The following is a 12,381-nucleotide window of genomic DNA, read 5'->3' on the forward strand; positions in this document are numbered from 1 at the left end:
GTTGATTTTGATGAACCAAAATAAATCAAATCGATTACGAACTTTTTGCCTGTGGCTGTTTTGTTTTGCTATAGTTTCAACAGTTACAGGGCAATCTGTTCGTATATCGGGTAGCGTATTCTCCAATGGTCATAAACCGTTGGAGGGTGCTATCGTAACCATACTTCCTTCAGGTATTACTGCCATGACAGACAAACAGGGGTATTATTTTTTTACACAAATTCATAAAAAATCAAAAAAAATAACCATCACTTATGCTGATTATGTGCGCTACGAAATGGAACTTTCTTTAAATAAAAATTCAAACACTATTCCTGATATTACCTTAATTTCGGAAGTAAAAGAATTAAAAGAAGTCAAAGTTACCAATACTTATGAGGGGCAACGAAAAAAAGAAGAATCTTTAAACGTTGAAATCGTAAGCAGCGGTTTTATTCAACGCAATCTTGGTGGAAGTCTGATGCAGTCCCTGCAAAGACTCCCGGGGGTAAAAGCCATTTCTATTGGCTCGGGAAGTTCGAAACCTTTAATTCGCGGCTTAAGTTTTAATCAGGTTATAGTCGTTGAGAACGGTATTAAACACGAGGGACAACAATGGGGAGCCGATCATGGTTTAGAAATTGACCAATATGCCGTAAATCGTGTCGAAATTATAAAAGGCCCCTCTTCTATCATGTATGGATCAGATGCCATTGGTGGTGCTATTAATATCAAACCGGTTCCTTTTCCTTCCCAACATGTTTTGGGCGGAAGTCTGGACGTTACAGGCAAGAGTAATAATGGTCAGTATGGAGGTTCTTTCAATTTATTTGGAAGAAAAGAAAAATGGTTTTTCGATTCCAGAATCACTTTTATGGATTACGGAGATTACCGCGTTCCTGCAGATACGGTGCATGTTTACAATTATGCTGTTCCCTTAAATAAAAATCAGCTGCGTAATACAGCGGGACGAGAATTGGATTTGCATGGAAGTGTTGGATACCTGACCGATACATTTAAATCGGTTTTCTATCTAAGTTCTATTCATACCAAAAGCGGTTTTTTTGCCAATGCCCACGGACTCGAACCACGAAATGTAGATACCGAACTTCATGACAAATCAAGCAGAGACATACTGATGCCGTATCAGGAAGTTACGCATACTAAAATTAGCAATACCACTTCCTTTTTGATCGGAACGCATCAATTGGAAACACAATTGGGTTTTCAGAAGAATTTCCGTCGGGAATGGAGTCAATATGTCAATCATGGCTATATGCCACCGATATATCCTGAGAACAGACCCGGATCTCAAGATTTGGAAAGAGAATACGATAAAGAAGTTTTCTCTGTTGCGGTTAAAGACGAATTTTCGTTAGGTCAACATCAATTTACTGTTGGAATAAATGGCGAGCAACAGCAAAATGCCATCGCGGGTTGGAGCTTTTTAATACCGGCATTTCAACAATGGAATGCAGGAATATTTGTTTATGACAAATTTAAAATCAACGATTTATGGCTGCTGCATGGAGCTGTTCGAATGGATTACGGCAAAATCGATATGAAGCCCTATTTTGACTGGTTTAAAAGCGAAATTACCGAAAATGGACAAACCACTTCGGCTTATTTAAAGCGCTCCGAGGAACTGACCCGAACATTCAACAGTCTCAATTGGTCGGCAGGAATCAACTACACCCCTGGCCCATTTTCGTTTAAAGCAAATCTTGGAACGAGTTTTAGAATGCCTATTGCAAAAGAACTGGCTTCAAATGGTGTGAATTACCATTATTTCAGGTTTGAAAAAGGAGACCCGAATTTATCGCCAGAACGTTCTTATCAAGTAGATCTTGGAATGGAATGGCAGCAAAATAAATGGTCAGTACAGCTAAGTCCGTTTTTTAATTATTTCACCAATTATATTTACCTCAATCCTACTTCACAGCACGATATTTATTACGGAGCCGGCAATCAGGTTTTCGAATACGAGCAGAGTAAAGTCATGCGCTACGGGGTCGAATTGCAAACACGCTATCAATTCTCCAAAAATATAAGCGGTGAGATTCTGGCAGAGTATCTCTATTCGGAACAATTATCAGGGAGCAAAAAAGGGTATACATTGCCTTTCTCTCCTCCTCCATCGGTTTTGTTTAATATCACCTATAGTCCGGAAATTAAAGGGTTGAAAAACACTTATTTCTCACTTGATTACCGATACACTGCCGAGCAAAATCAAATTGTTCCGCCTGAGAGTAAAACGCCAAGCAGCAACGTCTTTAACCTCGGTGTGGGGACAAAAGTAAAAACAGGCCAGCAGGATCTACTGATTAGTCTGCAAGTTCAAAATTTGTTGAATGCAAAATACCTCAATCACACCAGTTTTTACAGGTTAATTGAACTTCCTGAAGCCAGTCGAAATATTATCCTTTCGGTCAAAATTCCATTTTTAATACATAAACCAAATTAATACGCTATTTACCTATGAAAAAACAGAAAATCCTCTCACTCTTATTCCTTGTCACCGCAGCCTTTACCGCTTGTGACAACGATGACAACAAGGACACCGTTACAGTTTCAGAACCAACAGTCAAAAATGTTGAAATTGGAACGGCCAATAACAAACGAGCCTTAATCGGTCGTGATTTCCATTTCAATGCAGATGTGATTGCGGGAGATAAAATTAGCGATGTGCAATTAAAAATACTTCCCAAGAAAGGAGAAACCTATGCCAAGGACTGGAAGTTAGAATTGTCCTGGAGCGTCTACAAAGGAGCAAAAAACACCAACGTACACAAACACTTTACCATCCCTGCCGAAGCTCCGGAAGGTAAATACGATTTCTTCTTTATTGTACTGGATGAAAACGGAACTAAGTTAGAAATCAAAGAAGAGGTTACGCTAACAGATCCCGCAAATATGCCCGCCGATCCCTTAATTGGTCGCGACATGTTATCCCGAAATGAAGATTTAATCTATTATATGGGAACCTGGGTCGAAGCTGAATTAATCTTCAAAAAGAACGATAAATTGACCGCACATGCTCAGGTAAGTCAGATTATGGGTGATGGAATTTTATATTCTGTTTTAATCAAAAAGAGCCTCAATTACTATCCAGAAAGTATCGATAATCTGGATCTGAAAAAAGTTATTGTGATTTCAAAAGTCACACATACAGGCCTTCCGGCAGCTTCAAAAATTTCAACCCTGCAAAAGATAAATGAGGTTTGGGGTGGCGAAAGTATTGTAGTTGGTGCCGATAAAGATGTCAACGGCGACCCTACAACGGCAGACAAAGCCTGGCAGTCCGGCCAGTACAACTGGGTGGTGCTTTACAAAAACACGACTTACAATATGAGTGTCTACAAATCAATGCCTATTACAATTGCATACTAATCCATAAATTCTAAATATTAATCTAAATACCATTACAATGAAAAACAATTATTACAAACTGATTTTTTTATTTGCGTTATCAACCCTTACATTCTCTTGTAGCAACGATGATGACAATACTACCGAAACTCCAATAGAAAAGCTGACAGAGCATAAATATCTAAGAATATTCCTTTCTGATGAAAAAACTACAGCACTGACACTGGTTAATCCGCTAGAGGCTACGACAAGTTCTTTTGATGCAAAATTTGCAAAATCAGCCCTCTATACAACAGAATCCGGCCGCTATGCAGGAATAATTCACAGAGCAAACAATACGGTTGAAACTTTTGACAGCGGCTTCGAAAGTCATGGTGATCACGTAGATGTAGATGGAATTCCGAAATTTGGTGCATTAGTCGGGCAATCTGTTACGCCTACTCATTTTAAAAGTAAAATTGGGGAGCTATTAACGTTCAATGATGGCGATGGTACTTTATCTGTTGGTAAAGAATCGGAGATCAATACAGCAGGAGCTAAATTTAAGCTAATAAATGCAGGATTATTGGCCCATCACGGTGCTATGGCTAGTTTTACTAACGGAACTTACGCCATTACACAAAAAGACAATTCGGTTACCGGAACATTACCTGAAAAAGTAAAAATTATAGATGCTACCGGTAAAACTCTTTTTGAAGCTACTGTTGCAACAAAAGGAATTCACGGAAATGCTACTGACGGAACTTACGCCGTTTTCGGTTCTGCAAGCGGTGTACTTGTGGTTGAAAGTTCAGGAAAACAAAAACTAATCACACTTCCTGAAGATTTTGGAACAGCCTGGTTTGGAACCATTTTAGAAACAAAAGCCAAAGGTAAATTTATTGGATTTACGGCCGCAAAAGGTGCTTACGCTATCGATGTGGTAAACGGGACCATCAAACCTGTTTTACAAAGTACAAATATTATACAATGTAAAGTGAGCTACAATGCTACTAAATTAGGAGTACTGTTGAATACCGGTGAGTTTAAACTATTCAACCTAACCAGCCTGCAAGTTGAAAAAGAAGGAAAACCAATCGGTCAAACGGCTAGTGATGCTCCTTCAAAACCTCAAATGCAGTTAACAGAGCGTTTTGCTTACATCACCTCTCCTATTACAGGAGAATTATGGCAATTAGATCTGGCTACAATGGCCATAGTAAAGAAAATAAAAGTTTCGGCAACACCTTATGCCATTACAATTCTTGGCTTTGAAAATAGTAAAAGTCACTAATAATATAGGAAATGTTTCTGAAAGAAGCCCTCTCGAATTGGTATCGGGAGGGCTTTTTTTTATTTTGTGAGAAACGATTGTCATTTCATATTTTATAACTAAATTGCTGTATATGAATACTAATCAAGATGTTATAATAATTGGTGGCGGTCTTGCTGGTTTGACAAGTGCACTGCATCTGTCTAAAAAAGGATTGAAGGTAACTCTAATGGAGAAATCCGATTATCCGCATCATAAAGTATGTGGGGAGTATATTTCGAACGAAATCCTTCCTTATCTAAAATGGCTCGATGCTGATGTTTTAGAACTCGACCACGCTACTATTACTCAATTTGAATTCACTAGCGGTGGCGGAAAAGCAGTAACTGCCAAACTACCGCTAGGCGGATTTGGTATCAGCAGGTACACATTTGATTATTTTTTGTATCAAAAAGCAGTTAGCAATGGCTGTACTATTTTGAAAGACACGGTTAACGAAGTTTCCTATAACAATGATCTTTTTACGGTTAAAGGAACAAATCAAAGCATAACATCAAAAATAGTACTGGGCGCTTTTGGTAAACGTTCCAATATCGATCAGGTTTTAGCAAGGAGTTTCATCAATAAAAAGTCGCCTTGGTTGGCTGTTAAAGCGCATTATTCGGGTAGTTTTCCGGATAATTTCGTGGCTTTGCATAATTTTGAAGGAGGCTATTGCGGCGTTTCCAAAGTCGAAAACAACATTATAAACATTTGTTATCTGGCAGATTACGCAACATTCAAGAAATATAAAAACATAAGCGATTACCAGCATAATGTGCTCTATAAGAATAAGAATCTAAAATCAATTTTTGAAAATACCAGCTTACTTTTTGAAAAACCAATCACGATAAGTCAGGTATCATTTGATAAAAAACAGCTTGTAGAAAACCACATCCTTATGATAGGCGACACAGCAGGTTTAATTCATCCGCTTTGTGGTAACGGTATGGCAATAGCCGTACACAGTGCAAAAATTGCATCAGAATTGGTATTGGACTATTATTCGGGTAAAATGGCATCACGCGAAATGCTGGAAAAAACATATGCCAAAGAGTGGAAAAAACATTTTGAAAAGAGAATGTCCGCAGGCAGAATCTTAGCACAACTATTGCAAAATAAAAGAATCACCACACTGTTGTTTGCCGTAACGACCGCATTTCCGGCTTTACTTCAGTACGTAATCAAACAAACACATGGTAAAACTATAGCAATTGATTAAATGGGTTTAGATATAAAATACAGAACACAGGAAACGGAAATTATGGATGATTTTTCGCTTGAAGGCGAAGAAATTGACAAGGCACTCGATACAATTGCCCGCATCAATCACTTTTTAGGAGGTAATAAGTTGACTCTCAATAGTGTGAAGTTGTTATTAAAAAAAACAGATCCCACTACAACCATAACAATAGCAGATATTGGCTGTGGCAATGGTGATATGTTGCGCGTACTGGCTGATTACGGTTTAAAAAATAAGCTCAATTTTAAGCTAACGGGGATCGATGCAAATACAGGTACAATAAACTATGCAAAAAAGTTATCCCAATCTTATCCAAATATCGAATACGCTTGCATCAATATTTTCAGTGAAGAATTTAAGCAGTTAAAATATGATATTGTTTTATGTACCCTTACACTGCATCATTTTACAAACGAAGAAATCTTGCATATCATTAAAACCTTTACTGAAAATGCGACAGTAGGTGTCGTTGTCAATGATTTGCACCGCAGTAAACTCGCCTATCGCCTGTTTGAAATCGTCTCAGGTGTCTTTCGCCTGAGTACCATATCACGCGAAGATGGCTTGACCTCTATTTTAAAGGGATTTAAGAAAAAAGAACTGGAAAGCTTTTCAAAAAAATTAAATTTAAGAAACTCTGACATCAACTGGAAATGGGCCTTTCGCTACCAATGGATAATTGCTAAACTATGAGTGTAAAAATAAGTACTGTTGCAAAGCAACTGCCGAAATATTCACGTACCACTGCCGATATCCTTCCGTTTCTGGACAATTGGCTCGAGGGGCAGGAAGAGCGTTTTATAAAAAAAGTAAAAAAAATATTTGAAGGTGCTGCGGTAGATAAACGCTATTCTATAATGGATCCGTTTGAAGTTTTTACCGCGACCTCTTTTGAAGAGAAAAATGATATTTACAGCCGTGAAGTTATTATTTTGGGCGAACAAGTACTGGAAAAAGCGCTTGCTAAAGCCGGATGGGAACCACAGTCATTGGACTATATTATTACCGTAAGCTGCACAGGAATAATGATTCCTTCATTGGACGCATATCTTATTAATAAAATGAATCTAAGGCAGGATATTGTCCGACTGCCCGTAACCGAAATGGGGTGTGCTGCAGGTGTATCGGGCATTATATATGCCAAGAACTTTCTTAAGTCAAACCCCGGGAAACGCGCTGCAGTAATTGCTGTAGAATCGCCAACGGCCACCTTTCAGCATACTGATTTTTCAATGCCAAACATAGTGAGTGCTGCCATTTTTGGCGATGGTGCGGCTTGTTGCTTATTATCGTCTTATGAAACAGATCCAGGTCCCGAAATAATCGACGAACAAATGTATCATTTTTATGATGCCGAACATATGATGGGGTTTAAACTCACCAACAGCGGACTGCAAATGATATTGGATATTGAAGTGCCAGATACCATTTCCGAACATTTTGAAGACATTATTCATCCTTTTCTTCAAAAAAATAATTTAGGAATTACAGCTATCGATCATATGATATTTCACCCCGGAGGAAAAAAAATAATACAAACAGTAGAAACGCTTTTTGCAGGATTAGGGAAAAATGTAGAAGCAACTAAAGAGGTTCTTAAAGAATACGGAAATATGTCCAGTGCTACTGTTTTATATGTTCTGGAACATATTATGGATAACAATCCAAAGCCCGGTGAAAAAGGGTTAATGTTGAGTTTTGGTCCGGGATTTTCGGCACAAAGGGTTTTATTGCAATGGTAATTAATTAAAAAAAATGATGGACTTAGACTACATAAAAGCACAACTGCCTTACTCCTCGCCTTTCTTATTTGTCGATGAATTGATTTTTGCCGATGAAAACGGGATTAGCGGTACTTATACCTTTAAGGAAGATCTCGATTTTTATAAAGGTCATTTTAAGAATAATCCGGTGACCCCCGGTGTGATTCTAACCGAAACAATGGCGCAGATTGGTATGGTCTGTCTAGGTATTTATCTACTGGACAAAGACTTAAATAAAGAATTTACTAAAGATACGTTAATTGCTTTTACATCAGCAGATATACAATTTATAAAACCGGTATATCCTAACGAGAAAGTGACCGTAATTTCGAAAAAAATATTTTTCAGATTTGGAAAACTAAAATGTGATGTATCGATGAAAAATGAAGCCGGACAAGAAGTTTGCAAAGGTACAATAGCAGGTATGATAACTACTAAATTATGAGTAAACGAATCGTAATAACCGGTCTGGGAGTAGCTGCTCCAAACGGGGTGGGAATACCTGCCTTTACCCATGCCTTAAAAAATGGGATTTCTGGCATACAACATGATCCACAATTGCAGGAATTGCAGTTTTCTTGTCAAATTGCCGGCACGCCACCGCTAACTGAAGAGCTAAAAGCCATGTACTTTACAGAGCTTGAACTACGAGGTTTTGGCAGTACTGGTATCTTATACGGTGTTATAGCAGGCATCGAAGCATGGAAAAATAGCGGATTACCAATAGAAACTAATGAAGAACCCGATTGGGACAGTGGAACCATTTTTGGAGCGGGCACTTCGGGCATTGATAAATTTCGGGAAAGCATTTATAAAATAGACGAGCTACAAGTCCGAAAACTTGGAAGTACCGTAGTGGCTCAAACGATGAATAGCGGAATTAGTGCTTATCTCGGAGGCAAGCTTGGATTAGGAAATCAGGTTACCACCAACTCATCAGCGTGTGCAACAGGCACCGAAGCCCTGCTTATGGCCTATGACCGAATAAAAGCAGGACACGCAAAAAGAATGTTGGTAGGCAGTACCAGCGACAGCGGCCCCTACATCTGGGGTGGTTTTGATGCGTTGCGCGTCTGCAGCTCTAAATACAATGATAATCCCGAGCAAGGATCACGCCCCATGAGTAATACAGCGGCAGGATTTGTTCCCGGTAGCGGAGCGGGCGCGTTGCTCGTAGAAGATTTAGATAGTGCTCTGGAACGTGGAGCTCCTATTTACGCAGAGTTATTGGGTGGCAATGTAAACTCGGGCGGACAGCGCGGCACCGGTAGCATGACAGCCCCAAACAGCACCGCAGTACAACACTGTATCAGTACTGCACTTAAAAACGCAGGAATTAAGTCCAATGAAATAGACGCAATAAACGGACATCTAACCGCTACAACAAAAGACAGTCTGGAAATAGAGAATTGGACCAAAGCATTAGGTTTAAAGGGGAGTGACTTCCCCTACATAAACTCTTTAAAAAGCCTCACCGGTCATTGTCTTGCTGCGGCCGGGAGCGTTGAAAGCGTGGCTGCTGTGCTACAACTCCATGAGGGGTTTATATTTGGAAATACTAATTGTGATGACCTGCATACCGAAATTACAGCTTTAATTGATCCCGCAAAAGTACCTTTAAAAACTATTTATAAAGATATCGACATAATTGCAAAGGCAAGCTTTGGCTTTGGCGATGTCAACACCTGTGTATTATTTAAAAAATTTAAAAACTAACATGACAAAAGAAGAAATTATTGCCCAGCTGAAAGTAATTGTAAAGCCGTACACCACCAATGCGGACGCTTATGAGACCCTTAATGAGAACACTGATTTTATCACGGATCTCAATATTAATTCGGCCAATCTCGTAGATATCATACTGGATATCGAAGAAAATTTTGGTTTAATTATTGACAATACCGATATGGAGCGCATGCTTAATGTAAAAGCGACAGTCGAGATTATAGCTACTAAACTTGCCGCAAAATGATTGGTAATGATGTGGTAAACCTTCCACAATCACGCATTGAAAGCAACTGGCAACGGAAGGGCTATTTAGATAAAATTTTCACTTCTGAAGAACAACAGCTTATCTCCACTGCTGCAACACCGGAAATCATGGTGTGGCTGCTTTGGAGCATGAAAGAGGCTGCTTATAAAATCTACAACCGACAAACCAAAATACGGGCATATATCCCCCAAAAGTTAGTTTGTAAAATAACAGTTCGAAATGATCATTTCATTTTGGGCCAGGTATCTTGTATGGATTCTATTTATTACACCAAAACCGTTATAACAGAAGATAATATCCATAGCATTGCTGTTACCCGTCAAAGTGATTTCGCTAATATATTTGAAGCTGAAAACAAAGAAATTAAGAAAGATGCCTTTGGTATACCCCACCTAATCACTGATAAAGGCAATCCAATTCAACCAGTTTCTATCAGTCATCATGGCGGTTTCGAAAAAGTCGTGATTCTAATGCCAATGCAAAATTATACACTTTGAGTACTACCATAGTTTTTGATGCTCATAAATAGTGTATCGGCAAAATAGCTTATCGTTTTCTATTCTATTTCAAAAAAACGACTCCCCTCTTTTTAAATCTCTTATTTAAAACTTCTGAAGCTGAAGTACATAAAACCGTTACTGCCGTCGATGGAGCTTACCAAACGCGTTAGTATACCAATATATTGACAAAGCTACTTCTACTAGATAATAAAAGATGGAATTTAGTAACTGTAACAATTAGCATATTCATTTGGAAAAAACAGGATCCGAAATAATAAACTAAAAACAGGCAAAACTACGTGATTTTTAAGACTAAACTTTATCTAACTTAGAACTGTACTATTTCAGCCAATTGCAAACTTTAATGAGTATAATTTTTTTGGATCCATCGCTTAAAACAAAAAATTATGAAAAACGCAATTTTACCCTTAATGCTGGCATTACTAATCCTCTTGACTTTTTCAAACAATGTATATTCTTAAAATCTTAATTTGGAATTAAGCCCCATTAATACATTGTTAAAACTGATTAAATTTTTGAAATAGTTCATACCTAAACAGGAATTTTTATTTTTTGAAGCAACTAAAGAAGCTGAAATTGTAAAAAATAGAACCTGTATTAAAATCAGTCTATGGAAATTGTGCAGAATAACAAAGCGATAGTGCTATTGTCAAAAACAAAATTCAAGCACGAAATTTAGCTTTTGCCCTCTATTTCCAAAATCATTACCTCTGCCACTGCCACTGTGCTTGAAGTTTCTTGCTAAAATACCATCCTTATCACTTTCAATTTATAACGTGACTATAGTAAAAACTATGGTCTAAGTATACCTTGGAAATAAATGGCAATCCTTTTTTAAACTAAAATTAAAACACTGATTAAAAGATACTTATCTTTTTATTTGTGTTTTTATTAACTCTTTTGAAACCAGAAAAAAAAGAATTGCGTAGATACTTATATAACTTTTAAATTATACCAAAATGAAAAAATCAAAATTAATACTAGGATTTGGGCTTGGGCTCTTAACAATTTCAGGATTGGTCCTAATTGCTGCGGATCATATAGATGCGCCTTCGGTAACTGGTGCTGCATCAGATATTACCGATGTATTCACTTTTCAAGGACAGGATACGAACAATTTGGTATTTGTTGTCAATACACAAGGGTTGTTATCTCCTAATAAAACAGCAGATGCCGCTTTTAATGAAAATGTGATGATCGAAATCAATATTGACAACAATGGAGACTATGTTGAAGATTTGGTTATTCAAGCCATAAAGCGTGGAAACACGATGTATTTCTTCGGACCTTATAAACCATCTGCAACTGGTACAAAAAGTAGTATTGATGTAAGTCAAAGTTCCGGACAAGTTGCTATTTCTGCTTACAAAGCTACACCAATAACATATTCTATAAATGGAATGAAATTTTTTGCGGGACCAAGAGACGATCCGTTTTTCTTTGACTTAGGTCAATTTCAGGCTATTTTAGGTGGAACTGCTACAGGATTTAACAATCCGGGAAGAGATACTTTTGCAGGAACGAATGTTTTGGCACTTGTAGTCGAAGTACCGAAAGCGAAATTGGGTGGAACAGGAACTTTGAATATTTGGTCTGAAACTAAGAAAAAACAATAAGAAATAAGTACTACTAAAAATATTAAAAAATAATATTATGAAAACAAATACACTAAAAATGATAACGTTAGCGATTTCAGTAGCCTTACTTTCTGCAAATTGTGACAATAATAATGATGACAATAGTGAACAACCGGCCAGTATTGACTTTTCCGGGACTTTTGTTCAACAAGATCAAATGGCGAGACCTGCTATAAACACTGTTTTTATTGCATCGGGACAGCCTAAAGATGATTTTAATGCTGCTATTCCATCAGCTATGGGAAGTAAGTATCAGTCTATTTTTCAATCGAGATTACTAGCGCTTAATCCCGCTTACAGCACAAATGCTTTGGGGCAAACTGCTGCAGCGTTTACCGGACTTTTGGCTACAGATGTTTTAAATGTTTCGACTACTAAAAAAACAACCTTTTTTGACGGAACAAACGTTTTAACGGGAAGAGCTTTGGCTGATGATGTTATTGATGTAGAACTGTTACTGATATTTGGTGGGTCTACCGGAGCTTCAAATCCACAATTAACATCAGATCACGTAGATGCAAATGATGTGGCATTTAGCACTTCATTTCCTTATTTGGCTGCTGCCTGGTAAAAAAATCAAAAATA

At 37.8% G+C, this 12,381-nt stretch carries 12 protein-coding genes; all 12 read left to right on the forward strand.

From position 1 onward, the window contains the following. Positions 1–10: 10 nt before the first annotated feature. Complete coding sequence (locus tag ACHRV3_RS01440; protein WP_395434249.1) at positions 11–2,443, forward strand: TonB-dependent receptor; 2,433 nt, start codon at positions 11–13, stop codon at positions 2,441–2,443. Between the two features lie 14 nt (positions 2,444–2,457). Continuing rightward, the gene (locus tag ACHRV3_RS01445; protein WP_395434250.1) at positions 2,458–3,369 is read left to right on the forward strand and encodes a DUF4625 domain-containing protein; all 912 of its coding nucleotides are present in this window, start codon (positions 2,458–2,460) and stop codon (positions 3,367–3,369) included. A 37-nt stretch (positions 3,370–3,406) separates the two neighbouring features. Then, positions 3,407–4,621 (forward strand): hypothetical protein, encoded by a 1,215-nt coding sequence (locus ACHRV3_RS01450; RefSeq protein ID WP_395434251.1) that lies wholly within the window; start codon positions 3,407–3,409, stop codon positions 4,619–4,621. 112 nt (positions 4,622–4,733) lie between these two features. After that, positions 4,734–5,861: an NAD(P)/FAD-dependent oxidoreductase gene (locus ACHRV3_RS01455; protein WP_395434252.1), complete on the forward strand. Its 1,128-nt coding sequence runs from the start codon at positions 4,734–4,736 to the stop codon at positions 5,859–5,861. After that, complete coding sequence (locus tag ACHRV3_RS01460; protein WP_395434253.1) at positions 5,862–6,575, forward strand: methyltransferase domain-containing protein; 714 nt, start codon at positions 5,862–5,864, stop codon at positions 6,573–6,575. Then, complete coding sequence (locus ACHRV3_RS01465) at positions 6,572–7,624, forward strand: type III polyketide synthase (RefSeq protein WP_395434254.1); 1,053 nt, start codon at positions 6,572–6,574, stop codon at positions 7,622–7,624. The genes ACHRV3_RS01460 and ACHRV3_RS01465 overlap by 4 nt, the downstream gene beginning before the upstream one ends. A gap of 16 nt (positions 7,625–7,640) precedes the next feature. Then, positions 7,641–8,090: a 3-hydroxyacyl-ACP dehydratase FabZ family protein gene (locus tag ACHRV3_RS01470; protein ID WP_047777514.1), complete on the forward strand. Its 450-nt coding sequence runs from the start codon at positions 7,641–7,643 to the stop codon at positions 8,088–8,090. Beyond that, positions 8,087–9,361, forward strand: coding sequence for a beta-ketoacyl-[acyl-carrier-protein] synthase family protein (locus ACHRV3_RS01475; protein ID WP_395434255.1), 1,275 nt, complete (start codon positions 8,087–8,089; stop codon positions 9,359–9,361). Before ACHRV3_RS01470 ends, ACHRV3_RS01475 begins: the two co-directional genes overlap by 4 nt. 1 nt (position 9,362) lies before the next feature. Further along, on the forward strand, positions 9,363–9,617 hold the full coding sequence (locus ACHRV3_RS01480; protein WP_047777601.1) for an acyl carrier protein: 255 nt from the start codon (positions 9,363–9,365) through the stop codon (positions 9,615–9,617). After that, entirely contained in the window at positions 9,614–10,135 is a 522-nt protein-coding gene (locus tag ACHRV3_RS01485) for a 4'-phosphopantetheinyl transferase superfamily protein (RefSeq protein ID WP_395434256.1), read from the forward strand. Before ACHRV3_RS01480 ends, ACHRV3_RS01485 begins: the two co-directional genes overlap by 4 nt. Before the next feature lie 983 nt (positions 10,136–11,118). After that, on the forward strand, positions 11,119–11,775 hold the full coding sequence (locus ACHRV3_RS01490; protein WP_395425615.1) for a DUF4331 family protein: 657 nt from the start codon (positions 11,119–11,121) through the stop codon (positions 11,773–11,775). Between the two features lie 37 nt (positions 11,776–11,812). Next, positions 11,813–12,367 (forward strand): DUF4331 family protein, encoded by a 555-nt coding sequence (locus ACHRV3_RS01495; RefSeq protein WP_047777506.1) that lies wholly within the window; start codon positions 11,813–11,815, stop codon positions 12,365–12,367. The last annotated feature ends 14 nt before the right edge of the window (positions 12,368–12,381 follow it).

This window comes from Flavobacterium sp. FlaQc-49, assembly GCF_044005985.1.
Taxonomy (GTDB): Bacteria; Bacteroidota; Bacteroidia; order Flavobacteriales; family Flavobacteriaceae; genus Flavobacterium; species Flavobacterium cupriresistens.